Origin of the sequence: 'Nostoc azollae' 0708, from assembly GCF_000196515.1 — a bacterium.
Lineage (GTDB): Bacteria > Cyanobacteriota > Cyanobacteriia > Cyanobacteriales > Nostocaceae > Trichormus_B > Trichormus_B azollae.
In genome coordinates this window covers 3,713,116-3,737,227 of the sequence record NC_014248.1, presented here as the reverse complement: position 1 = coordinate 3,737,227, position 24,112 = coordinate 3,713,116, and the positions used below count along the sequence as shown (strand labels likewise).

Here is a 24,112-nt window from a genome sequence, read left to right as displayed (position 1 = left end):
CAATGACTGTAGATAACACAACATCCAAAGACTTAAATTTGTTTTCCCTACCTATTCGCTTTTTACGACGAGAAATTTTACCTGTGCTTACAGATTTAAGATTAGCAATTATCTTGTTGCTAATAATTGCTTTCTTCAGTATTGGTGGTACGGTAATTGAACAAGGACAAGTACCGACTTTTTATCAAGCCAATTATCCAGAACATCCGGCTTTATTTGGTTTTCTAACTTGGAAGGTAATTCAAGTCCTTGGTTTAGATCATGTTTATCGCACTTGGTGGTTTTTAGCTTTATTAGTTTTATTTGGAACAAGTTTAACAGCTTGTACTTTTACTAGGCAATTACCAGCTTTAAAAGCTGCCCAGAAATGGCAATATTACGATGAACCACGCAAATTTAATAAATTAGCCTTAAGTGCAGAATTAGATGGTATCTCTGTTAGTTCACTGACACTAATTTTAACGAAAACCCGTTATAAAATATTTCAAGAACAGGAAGAAGATAATCTTCTTTATGCCCGTAAAGGTGTAGTCGGACGCATTGGACCGATTATTGTGCATATTGGTATCGTCATGATTTTATTGGGAGGAATTTGGGGTTCGATGACAGGTTTCATGGCTCAGGAAATGATTTGTAGTGGTGATACCTTCCAAGTAAAAAACATTATTGATGCTGGTGCTTGGTCTTCTCAAAAAGTTCTGAAAGATTGGGCTGTGAGAGTTAATAAATTTTGGATTGATTATACTCCAAAAGGAGGAATTGACCAATTTTATTCAGATTTATCTGTTTTGGATAATGATGGCAAAGAAGTCAACCATGAGAAGATTTATGTAAATAAACCTCTCCGTTATCATGGTGTAGTCTTTTATCAAACAGATTGGGGTATTTCTGCTGTTCAGGTGAAATTAAATAAAAGTCCAATTTTCCAATTACCAATGGCACAATTAGACACTAAAGCTAGAGGCAGAATTTGGGGAACTTGGATACCGACTAAGCCTGATTTAAGTGAAGGTGTTTCGTTATTAGCAAAAGATTTGCAAGGAATGGTATTAATATATGATACTAAAGGTAAATTGATTAATACGGTTCGCACCGGAATGTCTATACCTGTGAATGGTATAAATCTCAAAATTATTGATGTCCTTGGTAGCACTGGTTTACAAATTAAATATGACCCAGGAATACCGATTGTATATATGGGCTTTGCTTTATTAATGCTGGGTGTGGTGATGAGTTATTTTTCCCATTCCCAAATTTGGGCTTTACAAATAGGAGAAAAACTTTATATTGGTGGTAAAACTAACCGCGCTCAAGTTAGCTTTGAAAGAGAAGTGTTGGGAATTTTAGACCAGCTTAATGACCAAGGAAAAAAATAATTTTTCTTTCTTATTGGGGCATAGTAGCAATTGGGTGGTGTATTTTATTATTGTGATACCACTCAAGATGGTGCATATATGTTATGGATCAATCCCACATTCAGTGACTGATTGCAAGTATTCAGCAAGAACTGATCCCACAATTAATTGTCGAAAGTGTCCATCCTCACAACCCAGCAGAAGTGCGCTATCTTCCCTCACCTTGGGAACTACTAGGTACAGGAAACTACGCAGCAGTAGTTTATCATCCTGGATACCCAGACATGGTGGTCAAAATCTACGCACCTGGTCGTCCTGGGTTTGAGGAGGAACTAGAAGTTTACCTTCGTCTTGGTTCCCATCCAACTTTTTCTGAGTGTTTTTATGCTCAAGAAGGGTTGTTAGTCTTAAAAAGATTATATGGTGTTACCCTTTATGACTGTCTTCACAGGGGTTTGCGTATTCCTCCCAAAGTTATCAAAGATATTGATAGTGCTTTGGACTATGCACAGACTCGTGGACTTTACCCTCATGATGTTCATGGCAAGAATGTCATGATATTTGAGGGTCGGGGTTTAGTTGTTGATATTTCTGATTTTCTGCACCAGGAAAAATGCTCAAAATGGGATAATTTAAAAAAGGCTTATTATTGTCTATATCTGCCTATTTTATATCCTTTGCGGTTACGAGTAACTTATTCACTTTTAGATATGGTTCGCAAAACCTACCGCTTTGCAAGTTCTTTTGTAGGTAGGGTATTTAAATCTCTGCTGCCATAACCATAATGTTTTTATTAGAATAAACAAGGAAATAAGCAGAAATTATGCTCACTGGGATTAAACAAAAGGCAAACGTTGGTAAAAATGGCAAGATTGAATTACCTACAACTGATTTAGCAGAAGGGACAATTGTAGAAGATGAAACAACCTATCTTTTTCAATCAGAAGTAAACAAACAATGTCTACTAAAAGCAAGAGAAAATCTTGAAAAAAGAAACTTAATCTAAGTTGATTTAGATGAATATAAAAAAAGTAGCATTTCAAGAATTAGGACAATGGGTAACAGAAGACAAAAAAGTCTTCAAAAAAATATTTTCCTTGATTAAGGATATTTAAAGAGAACCATTTTCAGGAATAGTTTGTAGTCCGGACTTAACTCCTCACTACAAACATATTCTCTATTAAAAAATCACTTCTTTTTTGTGTTTTACTTCCACAACAGTATGTACATTCCCACGGGGAGTAAAATCAGCTTTTACTGTCATTTCTAAAGGATCGCAAGCAGCTACAAAATCATCTAAAATTTCATTTGCTGATTCTTCGTGAGAAATGTAGCGATCACGATAACTATTAATATACAGTTTTAAAGCCTTCAACTCTACTACTCGTTGATCAGGGATGTAGGATATATGAATAGTTGCAAAGTCTGGATAACCGGAAAACGGGCATTTACAAGTAAATTCTGGTAAAGTAATGTCAATATTATAACGCCTACCCACACGCGGATTAGGGAATATGATTAGTTGTCCTTCCGCTATCTCGCGTTCACCATATTTCATTTCTTGATTTACTGGGGTTACAGTGTCAGGCAAAGAATTACTCATAAAATTATGCTTGAAAAAGTGGAGAGATTCATAAATACTAATTTAACACTCTCTGTGATTTTTTTCCCAATCTGGACAACTCGCTTCATCCCAACCTTGGGGGTGTATGGCACAAACTAACAAATTACCACCATAAACTTGACCATGATAATTACTACAACCTATACAAGCTGGTTGGTGTTCGCTTGTGGCTTCTACTGTATAGGGAAAACCAGGATCTACATCTGCTACTATGTCTTCTAGTTCCCAGTAAACTTCCAGAAGCGGTTCAGCTAATTCCTGTAAATACTGGTCAAGATCTGTAGCAATGTTGTTGTGTACTTGTTCAGTAATTTCTTCTGTTAGCTCAAAAAATGCATCTACCATGTCATTAATTCCTTGGAAGAAGCTTTCTACTTCATCAGCCACAGTTTCGATGATATCAATTAAGTCTTTTTGCCACGGTTCCATAAGCTTAACAGTCTTACTGGCTATCAATATGGCGCTTCTGGACACCTGGTTCTAAATGCAAGAGTAGGCAATAAGGAATGCACATCAAACCAGTTTTGGGTATAACGCCTTTCCCAAACTAAAAAGTAACAACTTAATAGTGATCGCAAAATCCATCATCTGCCTTTACTGATCGCGTTTGACGCGTTTGAGTTGTTTTAACTCTTTTTGAGTTGTTTTAACTCTTGTTGTAGTTCTAGAACTTGCTGACGTAGGTGATCCACGTTTTCTTTTGGGGCTTCTTTGACAGTTAGTTCTTCATCTACCTCCAAAATTTCGATGCGACGAGGTTCAGAAGGGGCTGTTTTTTCCGTTGTTTCACCAGATCTTGGGGGCTGGTGGGCTTGGTTCATCATATCTTCTACGAAATGACGAGCTTCTTCTGTATTCATTTCGCCCTTAGCCACCATTTCGTCAGCCAGTTTTTGGACTTCTGATCGCAGTTCGGCTAATTTCCCCCTTGCTTTTTCACCAGCGTAAGAAGCCAAGCCTACACCAAGGTAAAAAGCCTTTTGAACAATATCTCCAAAACCAGGCATTGCTGCAAAGCACTCCTAAAAATGGGGTGACCCGGAGACTACGCCTACCACAAGCATCCCTTATTGCTGCTACCTTCCGGTTCTGACAAGGTTTGGGCGTTGAAGTCGCATAGATCCAGGTCTTCAATAATCATAGCATCAAAAGTTTGTAATTGTGTGTCATTCCATAACAATTTGCCATTCGTAAAGTTTATAACTGACACAATCGTTCTGTACCAAGGGATCAGCAGCTACTATCGCCAGGGCTTCATCCATGGAAGCTGCCTCAAAGAGCATCATGCCCCCACCCCGTTGCACCCAATAGCCGGTTTTGGCTTTATGTCCTTTATTTATCAATTCTTGTACATAAGCTGTGTGGGCGGGGACATATTGATCAAAGGTTGGTTTATGCACTCTACCTGCTTCAATCTTTACAAACCAGGGCATATCAATTTGAGATTTTCGATTTAGGACTGAGAATAAATTATCATAATTTATTCTCATCTTTTTTGTTCTTGATCTATTTACGTTATCATTTAACTTAATAAAATCCGTATCTCCGACTTTTCAAAGCAGTTAGATATCTATTACCGATAAAAATCCCAAATCGAAAATCTGATGAGTCGCTTTTTTATTGCCCTGTTACCACCGAAAGAGATTCAGGACTACGCCAACGAAGTTAAACAGTATTTCATCGATAAATATGCTAGTCGTGGCGCACAAAATTCTCCACCACATATCACCCTACAATCACCATTTAAAATGGTAGATCAGAATTTAACACTTTTAGAATCATCCCTCAAAAATTTTGCTGAAAACAGACAGTCAGTACCGATAATACTTATTAATTTTGCCGCTTTTGTTCCGCGTGTTATATACATTGATGTTGTTAAAACTCAAGCACTCTTATCACTACAAGCAGATTTAATGACTGATGTAGAAAATAATTTAGGTTTTGTTGATAAAGTTGACCAAAGTCGTCCCTTTACGCCCCATTTAACAGTTGCGTTTCGGGACTTAGCAAAACAGAATTTTCACGCTGCTTGGCCAGAATTTAAAGAACGTCAGTTATATTTTGAATTTACCGCGACTTATCTTACCTTGCTAGTGCACGACGGTAAACGGTGGAATATCAAATCAGAGTTTTCTTTTTCGTCTTCAATCCAAAATCATTAAGATTAAATAAGTTGTTGCTCAGACTTTTTATACAGAATATTTATATCTACCAAGATAGGTTTGATACTCTAGAGTGTCAAATCTTGATCAGGTAAGTTCCTATGTCTGAACCTTTTATCAGTGAAATTAGGATGTTTGCAGGCAACTTTGCCCCCAAATACTGGGTATTTTGTGATGGTCAACTTCTTTCCATCCCTGAGAACACTGCTCTGTTTAGCATTCCTGGTACAATCTATGCAGGTAATAGACACCTTCTAAGGCATTAGGTGAAACAATTACCAAAGAAGAAGCAGAAGAGTTATTGATGATGCAGCTAGAGAAAAGCTATTTAGCACCACTGCAAAGAATTCCTGTCTTGAACAAATTGAACACCAACAGGGTGCTTTATATAACTTAGTATTACGTGCTAACCTCTATAGTGTATCTAATTTCCAGAGCATTACTAGAGTCTTGCAAAAAAGCAGTGGGATCAAATTGAAGAGACATTTGTAAAATATAGAAATCCTGCTAGTAATGTTGAAGCGGGTTTAAAATGCAGGAGCCTGGTTGAGGCTAAACTATTTTTGACACAAGTAGATTAGCTTTGCTTGAATAGTACCAGTTAAGGGGACGGTAAACTCTTAGATCAATCAAGAAGAATAAAGTTGAGTATCGTCCCATGAATCATCCAACTGATAGAAAAATTAGCTCCCTGTTTTGCTCTTTTACAAGAAGTTACAAACGAATTCGATATTAAAACTTACTCACTCCACCAGAACGACGATAAAGCAACTAAATAAACAACGGTCAACCCAGCAAAGCAGTCAGTGAACCTACAGGAAGTTCTACTGCACCCAGTCGCGCTAATAAATCTGCAAACATCAGTAACCATGCAACAGCTAATGCTGAGAATTGTAAAACAAGACGGTTATCTGTTCCTATAATTAAACGCACCGCATGAGGAACTAGTAAACTGACAAAACCCCGATTAAACCAGCGATACTAACAGCACCTGCAGCTAATAAAGTGGCAATACCGCCAACTAATCAACTCGCTGGCAATAAGGAGGAAACTCCCAACCCTACAGTTAAATCATCACCTAATGCTAAAACATTGAGCGATCGCGCTAACAAATAACCGCACAATAAAGCCACAATAATATAAGGACTAGGTGTAGAAATTTCTGTCCAACTCTGACCATTTAAACTACCAACCAACCAGCTTAACCCGATTTGTAACTGTCAATCTTCAGCCATTAATAAGAGCGTACTCTGCACATAACTAAATAAAGCACTAACAGCAACCCCTCCTAAAATCAATCTTTCTACAGCAATTCTCCCATCAGTACGACCGACATAAATAACTATAGCAGAAGTCAAAACTACACCCAACCATGCTGCGAAAGGAATGGCTATAGGGAAAACTTGTAAAACAATCATGATAATTACAATTAGTCCTGCACCTGCGGAAATTTCTAATATAAAAGGGTCAGCTAAACTATTACGTAACATTCCTTGCAACAATGCTCCAGACATTCCCAAAACCGCGCCAAAAATTAATGCTGCGACAATGCGAGGTAAGCGTAAGTCCCAAATAATAGTCTGTTTAATTGGGTCTCCTTGGCATGTCAGTGCTTGGTAAAATTCAGAGATATTAAAAGTGCCTGCTCCTTGAGAAAGGGAAAGTACAAGGGTGATTACCAAGGCGCTAGTAAGAAGTAAAATTGCCTAGATTAGGCGATGTTATAGGAAAATTGTCTGCATTTTTTATTTTCATTAAAGATAGATAATATCAGTAATTTGAGAAGTTATTTTTCTCTGGATCCAAAAAATATGATATTTATTATATTAAGCTAAATGCTTATCACTAAGTTAGCAGGATAAAGGTTTCTAGTTTTTTGCATAGATAGATTTGGGAATTATAACTAATTAACCGGACATAAAATGAATCATAATTACAGCAGGAGTCACGAGTCAGGAATAAAAGGCTCTTGCTGTCTAGCTTTCAATTTAGATTCTGTGCCTAATTGATCCGTAATCTGCTGTAGAATATCCCCGACTTTCGAAAAAATTTTCATACTTTAATTACAGTTATCTTCAACTGTAAAGCACACAAGACTTTCGTGAAAATTGAATATGAGTCCTATAGACAGTTGTTTATCAATACCGGGAATAATCTAAAGTTCTGTTATTTATAAGACAAAGTAATATTTCTTAAATGTACAGTACTAGACATCAAAATCATTTCTTTTTATTTCATAATATTTAAAGAAAGCAAGGGTAGTGAAATTATCATATTCTCTTTCCAAGACTTGTCGGTTCAATGGGATAATGGCAAGGGTTTAAGGGAAATAAAAAACCTGTAACTCGTAACCTCTAACCTTTTCCCAAGCCAAGTTAAAATTCCAAGGTGCAGAACAGGTGTGCAGTATTGATTTCCTTTCTTCCTGTCTACTGATTCTAAAAGTTAAACTTTTAGTTCTTTGACAATTTATAAAAATTTACGTCACCTAAAAAATAGGTTTAGTAAATCAAAGTCCCAACAGCAATTTAGTTTAGCTACATCGAGAATTGCTGTTGCAGAATGTTTTCATGAGCAGAGTAATTGACCTCAAATCATTCACTACAAATTGCCAGGAAATCACTTATAGCAGGAGTCAGGAGTCAAAAGTCAGGAGTAAAACTCTATTGCTGTCTAGGTTTCAATCTAGATTCTGTACCTCATTGATCTGCAATCTGCTGTATCTAGCAATATAACTTTCACACCAGATTGACTGGATAGCCTCATACAGATATTCTCCAAACTCTGGTTTAACCGTAATTGTTACTAGTGATAGTGATCGGTTATTTAGTAATTGTTCGAGTTTGTTTGACGAGTAGTAAACAAGTCCGGGAGAATTTTATGTTAGAGTCTTTAACGGCACTTAACGACCACAATTTACCGTATCCAGATCCACTGCATCCCATCGTAGTTCACTTCGTAGTTGCGATGATATTGTTTGCATTTTTCTGTGATTTAATTGGCTTCTTAACTGGAAAAACCCGCTTCTTTGAAGTAGGTTGGTGGAATTTATTTGTAGCCACAGTATCCATTTTCATTGCCATTATCTTCGGTCAATTTGAAGCTGGTTTGGCCAAGCCTTATAACCTGGTCAAATCAGTATTAAATTACCACACCTTAATTGGTTGGTCACTGTCAGGAATTCTTACTGCAATTACAGCTTGGCGCTATGTACTCCGCAGTCGTGACCCCCAAAGATTACCAATTCATTATTTAGCTGTGGCGCTACTTTTAACCATCATTGTTGGTTTTCAAGTATATCTTGGTGATGAATTGGTGTGGGTTTATGGAATACACACAGTACCAGTTGTGGAAGCCGTAAAGGATGGAATCTTACCATGAACTCAGAATTAATTGATCAAGTCAGCGCCCAAATGGGAGCAAATGGATTACCTTACACAATTCCTATTCATCCTAACTTAGTTCACCTGACTTTGGGATTATTCATCATTGGTATTATCTTTGATGTCGCTGGTGTACTTTTCCCATTAGAAAACTGGCTGTTTAAATATTTGGGTTTAGCTGTTGAACGCGCCCAATTATTTGAAGTTGGTTGGTACAACATGGTAGCTTCAGCCGTGATCACTTTTTTCACAGTTGCAGCTGGTTTTTATGAAATGTTGTTAGCAACTCCACCAGCAAACTTAAAAAGTTCTTGGGGTTTGCAAGCAATGGAAACCATGATGTGGCATGGTGTGGGCGGAGTTTTCCTATTAGCGTTGATAATTGGGATGACCTTTTGGAGAGGATGGCAACGTTATATTTCCTGCAAAGACTCAGATATACAAGTGCGCTGGAGTTATATACTTGCGGGCATTTCCATCATGTTTGTTATGTATTTACACGGCACATTAGGAGCGCAATTAGCAGGTGAATTTGGCGTTCATAACACAGCCGATAACTTATTGAGAATGGGACAAGACATAAATAAGGTATTGGGGACTGGGAATTAGGGAGTGGGGACTGGGATGAATACCCAATTACCAATCACTAATCACCAATTACCACTGACAATTGACAACTGACCAATGACTAATTATGAAGATCCGGCTGATTTTAAATCTTTTGACCTTGATGACGGGGGGGCTTGTCGTCACAATTACGAGTATTTTCATCGGTAAACAAGCTTATTCTTGGCTTCCCCCCCAAGCTGCGGCTGAATCGCATCTGATTGATGATTTGTTTAGCTTTTTGGTGACGTTGGGTGCTTTCATTTTTTTGGCTGTCACCAGTACAGTTTTGTATTCTATTACTTTCCACCGCGCTAAAAATTATGATATGAGTGATGGTCCACATATTGAAGGTAATGTCACCCTAGAAGTGGTGTGGACAGCTATCCCTGTCATGTTGGTGTTGTGGATTGCAGCTTACAGTTATCAAGTGTATGAGCAAATGGGGATTCAGGGACCATCTCACCTAGTCCATCTGCATAACCCTATGCAAATGCAAACTGGTTATGCACAAGAAGAAGAAACACCAGCTGAGACTGTAAGCGAACCCTTAGAAAAAATTGACGTACTGGCCAAACAATGGGCGTGGGTATTCCATTATCCTGAAAAGGGAATTACAAGTACAGAATTGCATTTACCGAGCGATCGCAGAGTCCGTTTAGCACTACAATCAGAAGACGTACTCCACGGGTTTTACATCCCCGCTTTCCGCCTCAAACAAGACATTGTTCCCGGTAGAACCATCAACTTTGAATTTACACCGATTCGCCCCGGTAAATATAGTCTTACCGACTCCCAATATAGTGGTACATACTTTGCAACCATGCAAGCCAACGTGATTGTAGAAACTCCAGAAGAGTATCACGAATGGTTAACAAAAGCTGCAAGCCACATACCCACCCCCGCCAAAAATCAAGCAGCCAGCGAATACGCCCAAACGAGCAACCAAAGGATAAAAACCGGTTGGGGAACCGTCAAACCTGCTGCACCTCCAGTAGTTAACTTTTCGGGTTAGAAGCTACGCACAAGTACGAAAAAAATGAACCACGAAGGCACGAAGAACACGAAGGAAAAAGGTTTTCAGAGATATTTTTTGTTGCTCTTGATGGTTAATTAATTCTTACTTTGCTTCTTTGCGCGAAACTTTCATTTTGTCTGAATCAGGATTTCCAGAATCATTTACAAATCTAAAATCTCAAATCCCATGACAAACATCCCTCTTGACATTACTGGTGAATCACATCATCACGAACCACCAAACGACTGGAAAACCTATTTCACATTCAGCACAGACCACAAAGTAATAGGTATTCAATACCTCGTTACCTCTTTTATCTTCTTCCTCATTGGTGGTATCTTCGCCATGATTTTGCGGAGCGAACTTATCACCCCCGAATCTGATTTAATCGACCGTACAGTTTATAATGGAATGTTCACAATGCACGGTACAGTTATGCTGTTCCTGTGGACATTTCCCTCACTAGTTGGTTTGGCAAACTATCTCGTACCCATCATGATTGGGGCGCGAGATATGGCATTTCCTCGCCTCAACGCCGTTGCCTTTTGGATGGTTCCCGTAGTGGGAATTCTCCTCATGTCCAGCTTTTTTGTACCTGGTGGACCCGCCCAAGCTGGTTGGTGGGCTTATCCCCCCGTAAGTTTACAAAACCCCACAGGTCACTTAATTAATGGACAAGTTCTCTGGTTATTAGCAGTAGCTACTTCCGGTGTTTCTTCTATTATGGGCGCGGTAAATTTTGTCACCACCATTGTAAAAATGCGTGCGCCGGGAATGAGATTTTTTAGAATGCCCTTATTTGTCTGGGCAGTTTTTAGCGCCCAAATCATTCAATTATTTGGACTTCCCGCTTTAACTGCTGGTGCGGTCATGTTGCTGTTTGACTTAACCGTTGGAACTGCCTTTTTTGACCCCAGCAAAGGTGGAAACCCGGTGATGTTTCAGCATTATTTCTGGTTTTATTCCCACCCTGCAGTTTATGTAATTATTCTCCCCGTCTTCGGGATTTTTTCAGAAATATTCCCCGTTTATTCTCGCAAGCCTTTATTTGGTTATAAGGTAGTTGCGATTTCTTCCATGTTAATTGCCGTAGTTAGTGCCATTGTTTGGGTACACCATATGTACGTTAGTGGTACCCCTGACTGGATGCGGTTAATTTTCATGTTCACAACCATGTTTGTTTCCATTCCTACAGGGATTAAAGTATTTGCTTGGGTAGCAACAATTTGGGGTGGAAAAATTAGATTAACCACACCAATGATGTTTGCTTTGGGTGGTTTAATCATGTTTATTTTTGCTGGTATCACAGGAATTATGCTTTCTTCTATACCAGTAGATATTCACGTTAATAACACCTATTTTGTAGTAGGTCATTTCCATTATGTTCTGTACGGAACAGTGACAATGGGAATGTATGCAGCCATCTATCATTGGTTCCCCAAAATGACAGGAAGGATGTTTAATGATGGTTGGGGACAAATTCATTTTTGGTTAGCATTCATTGGTACTAACTTAAACTTCTTACCCATGCACCCATTAGGTTTGCAAGGGATGTTACGGCGAGTTGCTTCTTACGTACCAGAATATACATTTTGGAATGTTCTCGCTAGTCTTGGTGCATTCTTATTAGGAATGTCCACCTTACCCTTCATATTCAATATTTTGGTTTCTTGGACGCAAGGTGAAAAAGCACCTGATAATCCTTGGAGAGCAATTGGTTTAGAATGGCTGATTTCTTCACCTCCTTCTGTTGAGAATTTTGAAGAAATTCCCATCATTATTAGTGAACCCTACGGTTACGGGAAATCAGAACCATTAACCGCTAACCTAGAAAACCATACAACATTAAACTAGCCAGAATAATACAGAGAAAAAGAAGGACACAGAAAACCTCTGCGTACCCTCTGCTTTTATAGCAGGTAACAGGTCACAAGTGACAGTGCTAAAAGTCTTTTAGTATCTAATTCTTAGGATTAGTTGATGTCCTAAATACCTGCTCTGTTTTTATAACCCTGCGTTTGAAACTCAAAAGGAGAATTTCACCAATGGATAGTTCTATTAACCGTGAGGAATTGCATCATGTTGCCCATGAACATGAACACGATGAAGAAGGTAGTAAAATGTTTGGTTTTATTATCTTTCTGTTATCAGAAAGCGTCATCTTTTTAAGTTTCTTCGCTGGCTATATTATCTACAAAACCACAACAGTTAACTGGCTACCTGCTGGTGTTGAGGGATTAGAAACTATAGCACCTACAATTAACACAATTATTCTGGTTTCTAGTAGCTTTGTAATTTACTTCGCTGAAAGATGCCTACAGCGCCAAAATTTACAAGGATTTCGCCTGTTTTTGTTGGCTACAATAGTGATGGGTAGCTACTTTTTATATGGTCAATCTGTGGAATGGAGTGAATTAAAATTTGGCTTTACTTCCGGTACTTTTGGCGGGATGTTTTACCTGTTAACTGGGTTTCACGGTTTGCACGTCTTGACCGGGATTTTGTTGCAATGCATGATTTTAATTCGTTCTTTCATTCCCGGTAATTACGATACAGGTCACTTTGGTGTTAATTCAACTTCCTTGTTCTGGCACTTTGTTGATGTTATCTGGATTATTTTATTTCTGCTTATCTACGTTTGGCAGTAGGCATTTTAGTACGCAGAAAGCAATATATTATGTAGGGGTTTAGCAATGAATGCTAAACCCTTATCCATGTATTTATATCATTATTTTAAAATCATCTATTTGGGGAAATAGCCTACTTATTTAAAGATTTTGTACAAGCTTGTGGGATCACCTCAACTGGTAAAATCTGGACCGCTGCACCTACTTCCACTGCGGCTTTGGGCATACCATAGACTACACAAGTCCTGCTACTCCCTTCCAAGTATGAAATTAGGGGTGTGGGATTCTACGTTACGCAGAAGCATTATCCCTCTACCCTAGTACTCATCGTTGTTACTTTTATTTGTGTTAGTAGGCATCCGTGTGTATTGGCTTTACCCACCTATTTCCAGATTTTTGAAAATCAAATCTGCTCTTGTTTCAAAGCTATCTCCATATTCCACTGGTAAATGGGTGATGACGTAAAATACTTTGCCTTTTTGTTCTCCCAAATAAATCTCACCAACAATACTTTTCCTTTGACCAAGAATAGGGAACTTTTGTGGTCCGATTCATAATACCCCATTTATTATACGAAATTAACTGTTTTTTACCATTAATAAATTTTCTTACTTTTTCTGTATTTATCAAATAATTTAAAAAAGCGATATCAATATAAGTATTTTCGTTTTTGTTACCTCCGAACTTCGGAATAAATCTAACTGATTATCCCTCACCTGAAGATCCTGATTCAGCAATAAAATCTGGATAAGGAAAATAAGTGGTTAGTAAATTTTCATGTTAATAAATTTGCAAACTTACACGAGTACTTTCTCCTTCAATAGAGATTGTGGTTGTTTTTTGAGACAGCCTATTTTTTGAGATTCATGATTAGCTGCTATCGGTGTATTTTCAGGTATAAGGGTATTTTTACATAAATCTAATCTTGCTTTCCTAGTTGATTTCTACAAGCAGTATTTAAACTTCAAACAAGTATGCTCGATATTACTTTTAAAAAATCAATAGACATTTGCTATTAGCCGTTTCAGTTATTACAAATAGGTTGACTTTTCTGTCGCTATTACTGTTACAGCTTTCATGAATACGCTGTGTATTTTGATCAATAAATCGCTGAAATCTATGCATTATTTGGGTAAAGAAAGGGTGATTAAAATCACTTTTCCTTATGATTCCAATCACAATTTCACATGATTAAGATCCTCCTCTAATAGTGAGCATCTTGGCATAATCACAGATAAGTGAACTCTAGCCGAGTCATTAATAGGGAACACACTAATGGCCGACAGCTTTATACCTGTCGGTTTTTTGTCGTCGGTAACAGAAAATAAGGTGTGGGGGAGATAGGTGAGATGAGGGAGATAAGGGAAATGGGCATAATAATCTATTCCTCCTGAATTCCTGATAGACTGCAAACGGGTGAAACTTCGACTTATGTCATACTGATAGCGCAGCGTGCTGTAAGCCATAGGTAATCTAGTGCAGCTTATCCCTTCGGGACACTGCATGAACGCGGAGCGTGCCGTAGGCATAGCGTGGAAGCCATACTCCTGAACTCCTGACTTCTTCTATCAAAATATCCCCACTACTTGTTAATAACCTGACAAGTATTTTGCCATAGCCACTACTAAGTGTGGGGAAGTTATAATCAAATGAGGAATGTTATCGGTATCGAGTGCTGATGTCCGATACTGCTAGAACCATTACAAACTGAGTATTATGACATTGCTTGAATGATGTAGTCAAAGTAAGGTGCAGCAGCAGCTGCATCTTCAGCACCCAATAAATCTAAGGCCGCTTGTTTAAGGGAATTAACAGCTTCTACCATTCCAGGGACAGGAACGCCCAGAGAGTTGTACATTTCCCGCACACCAATTAAACCGATTTTTTCAATTGGTTCTTTGTCACCAGCAAGTACACCGTAGGTGATGAGGCGTAAGTACCAGCCAAAGTCACGGATACATAAAGCACGTTGTTTTTCACCGTAAGCGTTGCCACCAGGGGCGATAAAGTCAGGGCGCTTTTGCCAAAGTTTTTTGGTTGCTTCCTGAACTATCTTTTTTTCGTTTTCGGAGAGGGTAGCAGCTATTCTGGTCAGCTGTACGCCTGTTTGCAAAAATTCTTTGATACTCTTGAGTTCGCCACTGCTGGGGTAACGCAGTTCATCATCGGCTTGGAGAATAACTTGGCTAATTACAGTCATGATTATGTAATCACTCGAAATAATATTATTTGCTAGTTTAACCAGTTCGCGGTACAGAAGTGAAGGGTGTGGGAAGATGGGGATTGAGGATTGGGGATTGGGGATTGGGCAATATTAAGGAAGTAATTGTAATAAATCTTCAATCACTAAATCCAAAATCCAAAGTCCAAAATCGAATGACTAATGACTAATACAGTTTGGCGGCAAGGTGAAATAATTGAAGTTGAAATTTCTGATTTAACTGACGCTGGTGATGGTGTGGGACGCTTTGAACAGCGTGTGGTTTTTGTTACAGATACAGTTCCGGGCGATCGCATTCTTGTGAGGCTACTCCATGTTAAGCCCAAGTATGCTCATGGTATACTCAAACAAATCCTCATCCCATCTCCACACCGCATTAGACCCAGTTGCATTGTTGCTGATAAATGTGGAGGTTGTCAGTGGCAACATATTGATGATGACTACCAACTTACAGCCAAGCAAAATCAAGTTATTCAAGCCTTGGAACGCATTGGACGTTTTGCTAATCCACCTGTAGATCCCGTGTTAGTCGCTGATTCATCTTTAGCTTATCGCAATAAAGTTACTTACCCCCTTGGTATATCTCCTACAGGTCAGGTACAAGCTGGTTATTACCAAAAAGGTAGCCACCAACTAATTAACTTAAATCAATGTCCAGTCCAAGACTCACGCTTAAATCCTTTATTGGCAGAGGTAAAGTTAGATATCCAAAAGCGCGGCTGGTCAATTTATGATGAAACTCGTCACCAAGGATCAATTCGCCATTTAGGTTTACGCATTGGTCGCCGTACAGGGGAAATGCTGCTGACTTTGGTGGTGAAAGATAAGAATTTACCAGGCATTGAAACCCAGGCACAGGAATGGTTACAGCGTTATCCCCACTTGATGGGAGTATGTCTAAATCGCAATAGTGATCGCACAAATGTTATATTTGGTAATGAAACAGTTTGTATTGCTGGAATTCCTCATCTGCGAGAAAAATTCGCGGACATTGAATTTCAAGTACGCCCAGAAACCTTTTTCCAGGTGTACACTGAGACTGCTGAAGCACTGTTACAGGTAATTCAGTCAGAACTCAATTTCCAAGGTAACGAAATTTTAGTTGATGCCTATTGTGGTATCGGCACTTTGACTTTACCCCTAGCAAAACAATCACACCAAGTTATTGGCTTAGAAGTGCAATCAGCAGCAGTGGAACAGGCCATTTTCAATGCTCAACATAATGGAATTAACAATGTTACATTCCAAGTAGGAGCAGTGGAAAAAAATCTCCCCAATTTGGGAATTATACCAGATATCGTATTGCTTGATCCACCACGTAAAGGATGTGAAGCTAATGTTATCAAATCTTTACTTAGTCTGAAACCTTCGCGGATTGTTTACGTCACTTGTAAAGTAGCCACCCTGTCCCGCGACCTGAAATTACTTTGTGAACATGGACTATATAAACTTACAAGAGTACAGCCCGCCGACTTTTTTCCCCAAACGGCTCACGTCGAATCAGCAGCATTTCTGGTGCGAGACCAATAACCTGAGAGTAATTAATTCTTCAGAAAAACTTAAATGGGAGATTTGTCGTCCAGTGGTTACCAATAATGCTAAAATCTAATTAAGTCAAAAATAAAAATTGTTTTTCTTTAAAAAAATTGAAGTTGCATAGGCTCTGAAAAAGATGAATTAAGTTGTCTAAATTACAAATCGGCAGCACAAATGAGTATTGGCATAGTCTTACCAAAAAGAGCAATTTTACTCATTGCTGGCTGCACCAGCAGCATTATTCCAGCCGATTTTTAACCAAGCAATAATAACTTATCTGTAGAGTCAATGCTCCGCAGCCTTTTCAAAATTTAGTTTTACAGACGCAAGTTTGAAAGCAGCATGATCACCTCGATTTTTATCAGGGTGACTGTCACACCAAACTGATGTCTAGCTAATTAAAAGCTACGGGGTTTCTCTTGTGATTAGCATTTCTCTCCGTCCAGTCGGACGTAATTGGGGTACTATTAGTTTTGCCTCAACTCTTTATCTTTGTCCCATATTAGATTTACTATTGGCAGATGTTCCCACAACATTACAAGCAGAACTGCGATTAGGGCTTCAAGAAGCCCTAGTAAACGCAGCTAAACATGGCAATAATCTTGATCCCAGTAAACTAGTAGTAGTTCGTTTTTCCTTGATAGATAATCAGTATTGGTGGATTATCTCAGACCAAGGTAGGGGCTTCACTCCATCCTGTGATTGCAACTGTGATCCCACAGAATATCTACCACCGGATGAATCAGAAAGCGGACGCGGAATGTCTCTTCTTCATCAAATCTTTGATCAGGTAGAGTGGAACCGCAAAGGAACAGAACTCAGACTTTGTAAACAACTAGAAACCCGTCGTTTATTATCTTTGCGACGGTGAACAAACTCATAAATCATAATTGACCCTACACCCTCAACTTTTTCCGTGAGTCGGACAAGGAGGGGCTGAAATTGACTTATCTAGCCATCCTACAGCCTGTTCTAACCTAGCTTGTGCCTCTTGGGGTTGATTTTGGAGGAGAAACACCATAGCAGCTGCTAATTGTTCACTAGCGCGCGCATTGCGGTTAGATTTGAGACGATGCCAATCATTAGGAGAGATACTTAGCCTTTCCATCAGGGCTTGCGCCAATTCTAGGGTACTGATTTCATTGAGTTGACTGGTTAGAGACATAAGACTAAGTGCTAAGCTAAAATTAAAAGTTATAAGAAAAAAGGCTGAAAACTCCGCAATCAAACCCTACAAAGCCAAAAAGTTTTTAGAGTTCGATATCTTGTAACCCGGGGATGAAAGCCAGTTGAGGCGTTTACTCCTCAGTCTCTTAATGCTAAAATACTAGCAGTTTATAGAAGAGGAAGGAAGTAATATTTTTGTACAGTTGTCAAAAAAATCTGATTAACCCTGGCAAAGAGCTAAAGGCAGTTTTAGAATTTATTTGTTCTGAATCTAATAAATTAACCAAGTCAGGTATTTACTATGGCAGACAAATATATTTTTAAAATAGGCAATCTCATTAACAAATTCGACTTGATTCACGAATACAAAAACAATCAGCATTATCACGTTTTCTATTCACAAGTTGTACAGCAAAGTTCAATTTCTGTAGCTGAGGCATTGAAATCTTTTAAGACTTTAGATAAAAAGTACAAGCGGGGTCAACTGACTTACAAACCTAGACTACCCAAGTACAGAAAAAGTGGTTTAGCTTTGGTAACATATCCAAAACAAGCATTGAAGCTAGTTGAAAACAGAATCCGAGTTCCACTTGGCAATACAGTTAAAAGATGGTTTAATATCTCAGATTTTTGCCTAAAAATGCCATCTAACTAATCTCAGCCTTGATGATATCAAAGAAGTGAGGATATTACCACGTAAGGGCTGTTTTTATGCTGAGTGCATTGGCAAAATATAAGCAAATACAACACCACTACTAGACAATGATAAATGTCTTGGGATTGATACAGAAATAAGCAATTGCTGAACTTGTATTTCTAATTTTGGCACATTCATTATTTATTGTTGATGGTAAACATCTAAGATCTGTTAACCAATGGTTCAATAAACTTGTCTCAAATATCAAAGAGAATCAATCTCGAGGTTTTTGAAGTAATCGACTAGTAGCTAGTACTGAACAACGGAATCGTCAGATGCGTGATGCCGTAAATAAAGCAGCTAGATTAGTAATTAACTACTGTCTTGAACAAGGTATTGGTATTATCGTGTTTGGCTGGAATAAAGGGCAAAGACAAGAAGTTAATTTAGGTTCAAAAACTAACCAAAACTTTGTTCAAATTCCTATAGCCAGACTCAAAAAACGTATTGCTAAACTGTGTGAACAATTTCGATTTGTAGATAAAGCTTCCTTTTTGGATCATGATTTTCTCCCTGAATACGGTGAAAAACCCCACAAGTGGAAAGAATCAGGAAAGGGCCTCAAGCGTGGCTTGTATCGTACTGCTAATAATTTCTACATCAATGCTGATGCAAATGGAGCAGCGAATATTCTGAAAAAGGTAAAGGTAACATTGGGGTTAAATCTTGATGGAGTTAGTAGCGGCGCATTCACTACGCCTTTAAGAGTTCGTTTTTGGGCTACTGAATAATCTCCGTAGCTACCCTTTGGGAACGCCAAGGGGGAACAGCCCGGAGAGTGTCAAGATTTAATCATCATAGCTAAAGATTCATCACCAATGACTAATTTAGAAGATAACCAGCAATCAGATTTTGAACAGGAACTGGAGGAACTAGAAACAGACCTCCGACTCTTGAAAGAAAGATATGCCCAAGTGCAACAAGACCAGCAGAAAAAGGCACAATGGCAACAAGAATTAAAAAATCCCCAACAAAATAAAAATCAGACACCAGAAGTTAAGGAGGAGTTAAAACGTATTCAAAAACAGTTACAAGTATTAGAACTCAACTTAGAAAGCCGGTTATTTTCGTGGAATAGCCTGAAAAGACCATTTTGGCAATTTGTCCGTTTTGGTGGTTTAGGCGTGATTATCGGTTGGCTATTAAGGTCTTGGATTAGTTAATTAGTCAGTTGTCGTTTATCAGTTGACTATCCCCAATCTCCCAGTAAAATTACTATTATTATATATAGTAACAAATATAAATTAACAAAATAAAAATTGATTGTCGAAAATGCTAAAATCTCGCATTGCTGAAATATTAAGAACTGGTCAACCTGATGAGTCTTTACTAATTCAAGGTTGGGTAAGAACAAAGCGTGAATTAAAAGGTTTTGCGTTTTTAGAAGTTAATGATGGTTCATCATTAGGTAATTTGCAAATTGTCATCAACCAAGATTTACCAAACTACGAAGGAATCTTAAAACAAATCAATACCGGTGCTTCAGTAGAAGTATCAGGTGTGCTGGTGGCTTCCCAAGGAAAAGGACAGCGCATAGAATTAAAAGCTGATGTTCTGAAAATATACGGAGATGCTGATCCCGAAACCTATCCCCTCCAAAAGAAACGTCATTCCTTTGAGTTTCTACGCACCATTGCACATCTTCGTTCCCGAACTAACTCCTTTGGTGCAGTATTCCGAGTGAGAAATGCTTGCGCGACTGCTATTCATCAATTTTTTCAAGAACGGGATTTTTTATGGGTACATACTCCCATTATTACCGCTAGTGATTGTGAAGGTGCAGGAGAGCTATTTAGCGTTACCAATTTGGATTTTAAAAAAATTCCCCGCACAGGAAATCAAGACATTGATTATAGTCAAGATTTCTTTAGTAAACCAGCTTATTTAACAGTAAGTGGACAATTAGAAGCAGAAATTATGGCGATGGCATTTACCAATGTCTACACCTTTGGTCCCACATTCCGGGCAGAAAATTCTAACACTTCTCGTCACTTAGCAGAATTTTGGATGGTTGAACCAGAAATGGCTTTTTGTGATTTAGAAGGTGATATGGATTTGGCGGAAGAGTTTCTGAAATATATTTTTAAATATGTATTAGAAACTTGTACACAAGACATGGAATTTTTTAATGAACGTATTGATAGAACAGTCTTAGAAACTGCTGATTACATTATTAGTAATCAATTTGAACGGTTAAGTTACACTGATGCAGTTAAATTTTTAGAAAAAGCTGATGTTAAATTTGACTATCCTGTCACTTGGGGTACTGATTTGCAATCAGAACATGAACGCTATTTAGCAGAACAACTGTTTAAAAAGCCTGTGGTTGTGACAGATTATCCCGCTGGAATCAAAGCTTTTTATATGCGATTGAGTGATGATGAGAAAACTGTCCGCGCTATGGATATTCTCGTTCCGAAAATAGGGGAAATTATTGGTGGTTCTCAACGGGAAGAAAGACTGGATGTGTTAGAAAAACGGGTTTTAGACCAAGGTATGAACCCAGAAGATCTGTGGTGGTATTTAGATTTGCGTCGTTATGGAACAGTTCCCCATGCTGGTTTTGGTTTGGGGTTTGAAAGATTGGTACAGTTTATGACGGGAATGGGGAATATTCGTGATGTGATTCCTTTCCCCCGTACACCACAAAGCGCAGAGTTTTAATCATTGCTGTAGGTAGTTAGTAGGGGTTTAGCTAAACTCCCACACCCCTGATAAATTAAAAGCGTTATAAGTTAAAAGCGATGCAAGACGCACTCATGGAATAGGGAAGAGCTTTTGGTAAATTTTACTTCTCGTTACATACTTCTCTTTGAGAAGCCGCTGCGCGTCTACGGTTTTTTTGTGCCTTCCTACTTATAGCATCTTGAAGGTTATTCTCTATAGCTGTGGATCTTTTATGAAGTATTGACAATAAACTGTGTAACTTAATGCAGTAGAGTTTAAAATCTTCATGTCCTAAAAATGTGCAAGGTTATAAGGATTCTAATACAGGCTTATCGCTGGATTATTTTATTAGTTTGTTTAATTGCTGTTTTTGCTGAGTTTCAGGTGTTTACTGGACAAACTCCGCCACACAATACAGTTATTTTTGTGACTGATGGTTTGCGTCCGATGACTGTTAATGCTACTGACACACCGACTTTACAGTCAATTCAAGAATAGGGTGTGAATTATGTTAACAGCCATTCTGTGTTTCCTACTTTTACCACAGCCAATGCTTCTGCTATTGCTACAGGTCATTATCTTGGTGATACAGGAAATTTTAGCAATACTATTACAGTTAAAGCCCCTGTTAAAAGCACCAAAAATAGTTTAGTTCCATTTCTAGAAAATGAAGCAGTTCTGAAAGAGGTTAACCAACAATTCGGTAACAACTTTCTGAACGAAGTTAGTCTTTTAGCTGTACCGAAAAAATCAGGTTTTAGCACTGCCGCTGTGGGTAAATTGGGACCAGCATTAATTCAAGATGTGACTCAGGAAAAAGGTGAACCAACTATAATTTTTGATGAGTCTATACATTAGCGACTGGATAAAGATAAAATCAGAAAGTATCCAGCATTTACCTTCACGGAGATTTTGGCCTGATGTTGCTGTGCCTCAGAATTGAGAATTTTGCCCTCATCGACCAACTAGAGTTAGACTTTGGCGCTGGGTTGAATGTACTAACAGGGGAAACCGGCGCGGGAAAGTCGATTATTTTGGATGCGATTGATGGGGTTTTAGGTGGGAAAGTCTCTAGTCGTGTGATTCGCACGGGGACTAGTCGCGCTTTAGTAGAAGGGACTTTTAGTATCAATCCTTTTCTGGCTGCTTGGTTGAGTGAACAGGAAATTGATTTAATTGATGATAATGCTGTAGTTATTAGTCGAGAAATTGCCGCAACTGCCAGTAATATCCGCAGTAGGTCGCGGGTAAATGGTGTGTTGGTAAATCGGCAAATAATGGGAAGTTTGCGCGATCGCTTGGTGGAAATTACTGCCCAAGGGCAAACTGTACAAGTGGGACAATCTGCCCAAGTTAGAGACTGGTTAGATGTATATGGTGGTGATTCTTTAATACAACAACGGCAAAAGGTAGCTGTTGCTTTTAGTGCATATCAACAAGCACACCAAACTTCAGAAAAACGTCGCACTTCGGAAAGAGAACGCTTACAACAATTCGATTTAATTACCTATCAAGTTCAAGAATTGAGTGCAGCGAATCTCAACTATCCGCAAGAAATAGAACAACTAACCCAGGAAATGCAACGCCTAAATCATGTTGTTGATTTACAACAAATGAGTTACAAAGTTTATCAAGCTTTGTACCAAAATGAAGATGAGACTCCTACTGCTGCTGATTTATTGGGAGATTGTGAAACAATATTAAATCATATTGTTGAGTTTGATTCCCGAATGGAATCTATGTTGGAATTGGTGCGAGATGCGGTAGCAGCAGTAATGGAAGTGGGAAGACAAATTAGCATTTACGGAGAAAGTTTAGAAGCTGATCCGCAGCGGTTAGAGGAAGTAGAAGAACGGATTCGGGAACTAAAACAAATTTGTCGCAAATATGGACCGACTCTTACGGAAGCGATCACTTATTTTGAACGCATCCAAATAGAGTTAGCAGAACTCAATAATAATGAACAATCAATTGAAACTTTAGAACAACAAGAACAGGTTTGTTTACAATATCTCAATCAAGTCAACCAACAATTGACCCAACTGCGTCGTAAAACTGCGGCTAATTTAGAATCTCATTTATTGACTGAACTTAAACCTTTAGGGATGGAAAAGGTAAAATTTCAAGTGAAAATTGCCCCTAGTTCCCCAACAGCAATGGGTGCAGATAAAATTACCTTTATGTTTAGCCCTAACCCTGGTGAACCAATACAACCTTTAACAGAAATTGCTTCTGGTGGGGAAATGAGCCGATTTTTACTAGCTTTAAAAGCTTGTTTTAATCAACATGACGGTGCGGAAACAATGGTATTTGATGAAATTGATGTGGGTGTGTCTGGAAGAATTGCCCAAGCTATTGCTGAGAAATTACACCAACTTAGTCAAAATCAACAAGTATTATGTGTGACTCATCAACCCTTAGTAGCAGCAATGGCAGATCGACATTTTCGGGTGGATAAACAAGTGATTAATAAAAATGGTAATGCTGAACAGCGGACAGTTGTGAGAGTTACCAGCTTGGATAATTTAAGTACCCGTCGGGAAGAATTAGCACAGTTAGCCGGTGGTAAATCTGCAAATCAAGCGATGGCATTTGCTGAATCTTTATTATTACAAGCAGCTAACCACCGTCGTCAAGAACAAAGTTAAATTCTCAAGCGATGGTAAATTTTGTATATTAGGCCTGTCAGGAAAATTAACTTGGTGTCAAAAAAATGGTAGAAGAGAATTTTGAGGGTGTACCAAAAGGAGAAATCCAATAAATTATATTCAAGAATATCCACATCGTACACAAAAAAAAAGAGAATGAACCTCAGAAGAAAAGGCAGGAAACAAAGAGTTTTCCACCAAGGGTATTGTTGTTGAACAGGTCATTAGACTTGTAAAAATATTCCGGGTACCTCAACAAAGATTTCCCCTGAATTCCCCAATTTCCTCACAAGTAATTCTTACTAACTATTTGTGGTTTAGTCACATTAGGAACTGGTTCATTAGTTTTGCCCATTTCATACATGTTATGGATATGAGGTCAGTTATAAATTAGTCATCAA

Annotated in this window: 26 protein-coding genes, 1 other RNA gene and 1 pseudogene; 19 read left to right on the top strand and 9 right to left on the bottom strand. The window is 38.4% G+C overall.

Annotated features, from left to right (window positions below):
• Positions 1 to 2 precede the first annotated feature (2 nt).
• The 3 genes from AAZO_RS17485 to AAZO_RS17475 all read left to right on the top strand — a co-directional run bounded on the left by AAZO_RS17485 (position 3) and on the right by AAZO_RS17475 (position 2,361).
• Entirely contained in the window at positions 3 to 1,376 is a 1,374-nt protein-coding gene (locus tag AAZO_RS17485) for a cytochrome c biogenesis protein (RefSeq protein ID WP_013192249.1), read from the top strand.
• Positions 1,377 to 1,483: 107 nt separating this feature from the next.
• Positions 1,484 to 2,134: a serine/threonine-protein kinase gene (locus AAZO_RS17480; RefSeq protein WP_228371735.1), complete on the top strand. Its 651-nt coding sequence runs from the start codon at positions 1,484 to 1,486 to the stop codon at positions 2,132 to 2,134.
• Between the two features lie 44 nt (positions 2,135 to 2,178).
• Complete coding sequence (locus tag AAZO_RS17475; RefSeq protein WP_013192248.1) at positions 2,179 to 2,361, top strand: hypothetical protein; 183 nt, start codon at positions 2,179 to 2,181, stop codon at positions 2,359 to 2,361.
• A gap of 174 nt (positions 2,362 to 2,535) precedes the next feature.
• On the opposite strand, the gene queF is transcribed toward AAZO_RS17475, so the two are convergent.
• From queF to AAZO_RS17455, 5 genes are all read right to left on the bottom strand, one after another.
• Positions 2,536 to 2,958, bottom strand: coding sequence for a preQ(1) synthase (gene queF / locus AAZO_RS17470; protein ID WP_013192246.1), 423 nt, complete (start codon positions 2,956 to 2,958; stop codon positions 2,536 to 2,538).
• Between the two features lie 42 nt (positions 2,959 to 3,000).
• Complete coding sequence (locus AAZO_RS17465; protein WP_013192245.1) at positions 3,001 to 3,408, bottom strand: hypothetical protein; 408 nt, start codon at positions 3,406 to 3,408, stop codon at positions 3,001 to 3,003.
• Between the two features lie 197 nt (positions 3,409 to 3,605).
• The gene (locus AAZO_RS17460; RefSeq protein WP_013192244.1) at positions 3,606 to 3,986 is read right to left on the bottom strand and encodes a phasin family protein; all 381 of its coding nucleotides are present in this window, start codon (positions 3,984 to 3,986) and stop codon (positions 3,606 to 3,608) included.
• Positions 3,987 to 4,011: 25 nt separating this feature from the next.
• Positions 4,012 to 4,108, bottom strand: an RNA gene (gene ffs / locus AAZO_RS31145) — signal recognition particle sRNA small type.
• 37 nt (positions 4,109 to 4,145) lie between these two features.
• Positions 4,146 to 4,412, bottom strand: coding sequence for a YciI family protein (locus tag AAZO_RS17455; protein ID WP_013192243.1), 267 nt, complete (start codon positions 4,410 to 4,412; stop codon positions 4,146 to 4,148).
• A gap of 171 nt (positions 4,413 to 4,583) precedes the next feature.
• Between AAZO_RS17455 and AAZO_RS17450 the strand changes: the two genes are divergently transcribed.
• Both AAZO_RS17450 and AAZO_RS43980 read left to right on the top strand, forming a co-directional pair.
• Positions 4,584 to 5,141 (top strand): 2'-5' RNA ligase family protein, encoded by a 558-nt coding sequence (locus AAZO_RS17450; RefSeq protein ID WP_013192242.1) that lies wholly within the window; start codon positions 4,584 to 4,586, stop codon positions 5,139 to 5,141.
• A gap of 101 nt (positions 5,142 to 5,242) precedes the next feature.
• A complete protein-coding gene (locus tag AAZO_RS43980) occupies positions 5,243 to 5,407 on the top strand; it encodes a phage tail protein (RefSeq protein ID WP_081462814.1) in 165 nt (54 codons plus the stop codon).
• A 520-nt stretch (positions 5,408 to 5,927) separates the two neighbouring features.
• Here AAZO_RS43980 and AAZO_RS17445 read toward each other — a convergent pair.
• A pseudogene (locus AAZO_RS17445) lies at positions 5,928 to 6,844 on the bottom strand (FecCD family ABC transporter permease).
• Between the two features lie 1,177 nt (positions 6,845 to 8,021).
• Here AAZO_RS17445 and AAZO_RS17440 point away from each other — a divergent pair.
• The 5 genes from AAZO_RS17440 (at position 8,022) to AAZO_RS17420 (ending at position 12,796) form a co-directional block, all read left to right on the top strand.
• The gene (locus tag AAZO_RS17440) at positions 8,022 to 8,522 is read left to right on the top strand and encodes a DUF2231 domain-containing protein (RefSeq protein ID WP_013192240.1); all 501 of its coding nucleotides are present in this window, start codon (positions 8,022 to 8,024) and stop codon (positions 8,520 to 8,522) included.
• The gene (locus AAZO_RS17435; protein ID WP_013192239.1) at positions 8,519 to 9,133 is read left to right on the top strand and encodes a DUF2231 domain-containing protein; all 615 of its coding nucleotides are present in this window, start codon (positions 8,519 to 8,521) and stop codon (positions 9,131 to 9,133) included. Before AAZO_RS17440 ends, AAZO_RS17435 begins: the two co-directional genes overlap by 4 nt.
• 85 nt (positions 9,134 to 9,218) lie before the next feature.
• Complete coding sequence (locus tag AAZO_RS17430; RefSeq protein WP_013192238.1) at positions 9,219 to 10,145, top strand: cytochrome c oxidase subunit II; 927 nt, start codon at positions 9,219 to 9,221, stop codon at positions 10,143 to 10,145.
• A gap of 189 nt (positions 10,146 to 10,334) precedes the next feature.
• Complete coding sequence (gene ctaD / locus AAZO_RS17425) at positions 10,335 to 12,002, top strand: cytochrome c oxidase subunit I (RefSeq protein ID WP_013192237.1); 1,668 nt, start codon at positions 10,335 to 10,337, stop codon at positions 12,000 to 12,002.
• 191 nt (positions 12,003 to 12,193) lie between these two features.
• Positions 12,194 to 12,796, top strand: a complete 603-nt coding sequence (locus AAZO_RS17420) for a cytochrome c oxidase subunit 3 (protein WP_013192236.1) — start codon at positions 12,194 to 12,196, stop codon at positions 12,794 to 12,796.
• Between the two features lie 112 nt (positions 12,797 to 12,908).
• Here the strand turns inward: AAZO_RS17420 and AAZO_RS34130 are convergent, their stop codons facing one another.
• Both AAZO_RS34130 and AAZO_RS17410 read right to left on the bottom strand, forming a co-directional pair.
• The gene (locus AAZO_RS34130) at positions 12,909 to 13,037 is read right to left on the bottom strand and encodes a chemotaxis protein CheB (protein ID WP_228371270.1); all 129 of its coding nucleotides are present in this window, start codon (positions 13,035 to 13,037) and stop codon (positions 12,909 to 12,911) included.
• A gap of 1,452 nt (positions 13,038 to 14,489) precedes the next feature.
• Positions 14,490 to 14,975, bottom strand: coding sequence for an allophycocyanin subunit alpha-B (locus AAZO_RS17410; RefSeq protein WP_013192234.1), 486 nt, complete (start codon positions 14,973 to 14,975; stop codon positions 14,490 to 14,492).
• 183 nt (positions 14,976 to 15,158) lie between these two features.
• Between AAZO_RS17410 and rlmD the strand changes: the two genes are divergently transcribed.
• Both rlmD and AAZO_RS17400 read left to right on the top strand, forming a co-directional pair.
• The gene (gene rlmD, locus AAZO_RS17405) at positions 15,159 to 16,526 is read left to right on the top strand and encodes a 23S rRNA (uracil(1939)-C(5))-methyltransferase RlmD (RefSeq protein WP_013192233.1); all 1,368 of its coding nucleotides are present in this window, start codon (positions 15,159 to 15,161) and stop codon (positions 16,524 to 16,526) included.
• Between the two features lie 427 nt (positions 16,527 to 16,953).
• Positions 16,954 to 17,403 (top strand): ATP-binding protein, encoded by a 450-nt coding sequence (locus AAZO_RS17400; protein ID WP_013192232.1) that lies wholly within the window; start codon positions 16,954 to 16,956, stop codon positions 17,401 to 17,403.
• A 33-nt stretch (positions 17,404 to 17,436) separates the two neighbouring features.
• Here AAZO_RS17400 and AAZO_RS17395 read toward each other — a convergent pair whose 3' ends face one another.
• Positions 17,437 to 17,697: a DUF6439 family protein gene (locus AAZO_RS17395; RefSeq protein ID WP_013192231.1), complete on the bottom strand. Its 261-nt coding sequence runs from the start codon at positions 17,695 to 17,697 to the stop codon at positions 17,437 to 17,439.
• Between the two features lie 303 nt (positions 17,698 to 18,000).
• Here AAZO_RS17395 and AAZO_RS39095 point away from each other — a divergent pair, with 303 nt between their 5' ends.
• The 7 genes from AAZO_RS39095 to recN all read left to right on the top strand — a co-directional run bounded on the left by AAZO_RS39095 (position 18,001) and on the right by recN (position 23,711).
• Positions 18,001 to 18,354, top strand: a complete 354-nt coding sequence (locus AAZO_RS39095) for a hypothetical protein (protein WP_228371269.1) — start codon at positions 18,001 to 18,003, stop codon at positions 18,352 to 18,354.
• A 317-nt stretch (positions 18,355 to 18,671) separates the two neighbouring features.
• Positions 18,672 to 19,127, top strand: coding sequence for a hypothetical protein (locus tag AAZO_RS39090; RefSeq protein WP_228371267.1), 456 nt, complete (start codon positions 18,672 to 18,674; stop codon positions 19,125 to 19,127).
• An 87-nt stretch (positions 19,128 to 19,214) separates the two neighbouring features.
• A complete protein-coding gene (locus tag AAZO_RS17385) occupies positions 19,215 to 19,559 on the top strand; it encodes a sll0565 family protein (protein ID WP_013192230.1) in 345 nt (114 codons plus the stop codon).
• A gap of 109 nt (positions 19,560 to 19,668) precedes the next feature.
• Positions 19,669 to 21,060 (top strand): asparagine--tRNA ligase, encoded by a 1,392-nt coding sequence (asnS, locus tag AAZO_RS17380; protein WP_013192229.1) that lies wholly within the window; start codon positions 19,669 to 19,671, stop codon positions 21,058 to 21,060.
• Positions 21,061 to 21,360: 300 nt separating this feature from the next.
• Complete coding sequence (locus AAZO_RS39085) at positions 21,361 to 21,561, top strand: hypothetical protein (protein ID WP_041641343.1); 201 nt, start codon at positions 21,361 to 21,363, stop codon at positions 21,559 to 21,561.
• Between the two features lie 3 nt (positions 21,562 to 21,564).
• Entirely contained in the window at positions 21,565 to 21,921 is a 357-nt protein-coding gene (locus AAZO_RS39080; RefSeq protein ID WP_228371266.1) for an alkaline phosphatase family protein, read from the top strand.
• 62 nt (positions 21,922 to 21,983) lie between these two features.
• Positions 21,984 to 23,711, top strand: coding sequence for a DNA repair protein RecN (gene recN, locus AAZO_RS17365; protein WP_013192228.1), 1,728 nt, complete (start codon positions 21,984 to 21,986; stop codon positions 23,709 to 23,711).
• Positions 23,712 to 24,112: the final 401 nt, after the last annotated feature.

Bases quoted from the DNA above. Each gene is read 5' to 3' on its own strand.
- AAZO_RS17485 (WP_013192249.1), top strand. From the start codon at position 3: ATGACTGTAGATAACACAACATCCAAAGACTTAAATTTGTTTTCCCTA.
- AAZO_RS17475 (WP_013192248.1), top strand. From the start codon at position 2,179: ATGCTCACTGGGATTAAACAAAAGGCAAACGTTGGTAAAAATGGCAAG.
- queF (WP_013192246.1), bottom strand. From the start codon at position 2,958: ATGAGTAATTCTTTGCCTGACACTGTAACCCCAGTAAATCAAGAAATG.
- AAZO_RS17465 (WP_013192245.1), bottom strand. From the start codon at position 3,408: ATGGAACCGTGGCAAAAAGACTTAATTGATATCATCGAAACTGTGGCT.
- AAZO_RS17460 (WP_013192244.1), bottom strand. From the start codon at position 3,986: ATGCCTGGTTTTGGAGATATTGTTCAAAAGGCTTTTTACCTTGGTGTA.
- AAZO_RS17455 (WP_013192243.1), bottom strand. From the start codon at position 4,412: ATGCCCTGGTTTGTAAAGATTGAAGCAGGTAGAGTGCATAAACCAACC.
- AAZO_RS17450 (WP_013192242.1), top strand. From the start codon at position 4,584: ATGAGTCGCTTTTTTATTGCCCTGTTACCACCGAAAGAGATTCAGGAC.
- AAZO_RS43980 (WP_081462814.1), top strand. From the start codon at position 5,243: ATGTCTGAACCTTTTATCAGTGAAATTAGGATGTTTGCAGGCAACTTT.
- AAZO_RS17440 (WP_013192240.1), top strand. From the start codon at position 8,022: ATGTTAGAGTCTTTAACGGCACTTAACGACCACAATTTACCGTATCCA.
- AAZO_RS17435 (WP_013192239.1), top strand. From the start codon at position 8,519: ATGAACTCAGAATTAATTGATCAAGTCAGCGCCCAAATGGGAGCAAAT.
- AAZO_RS17430 (WP_013192238.1), top strand. From the start codon at position 9,219: ATGAAGATCCGGCTGATTTTAAATCTTTTGACCTTGATGACGGGGGGG.
- ctaD (WP_013192237.1), top strand. From the start codon at position 10,335: ATGACAAACATCCCTCTTGACATTACTGGTGAATCACATCATCACGAA.
- AAZO_RS17420 (WP_013192236.1), top strand. From the start codon at position 12,194: ATGGATAGTTCTATTAACCGTGAGGAATTGCATCATGTTGCCCATGAA.
- AAZO_RS17410 (WP_013192234.1), bottom strand. From the start codon at position 14,975: ATGACTGTAATTAGCCAAGTTATTCTCCAAGCCGATGATGAACTGCGT.
- rlmD (WP_013192233.1), top strand. From the start codon at position 15,159: ATGACTAATACAGTTTGGCGGCAAGGTGAAATAATTGAAGTTGAAATT.
- AAZO_RS17395 (WP_013192231.1), bottom strand. From the start codon at position 17,697: ATGTCTCTAACCAGTCAACTCAATGAAATCAGTACCCTAGAATTGGCG.
- AAZO_RS39095 (WP_228371269.1), top strand. From the start codon at position 18,001: ATGGCAGACAAATATATTTTTAAAATAGGCAATCTCATTAACAAATTC.
- AAZO_RS39090 (WP_228371267.1), top strand. From the start codon at position 18,672: ATGCGTGATGCCGTAAATAAAGCAGCTAGATTAGTAATTAACTACTGT.
- AAZO_RS17385 (WP_013192230.1), top strand. From the start codon at position 19,215: ATGACTAATTTAGAAGATAACCAGCAATCAGATTTTGAACAGGAACTG.
- asnS (WP_013192229.1), top strand. From the start codon at position 19,669: ATGCTAAAATCTCGCATTGCTGAAATATTAAGAACTGGTCAACCTGAT.
- AAZO_RS39085 (WP_041641343.1), top strand. From the start codon at position 21,361: ATGTGCAAGGTTATAAGGATTCTAATACAGGCTTATCGCTGGATTATT.
- recN (WP_013192228.1), top strand. From the start codon at position 21,984: ATGTTGCTGTGCCTCAGAATTGAGAATTTTGCCCTCATCGACCAACTA.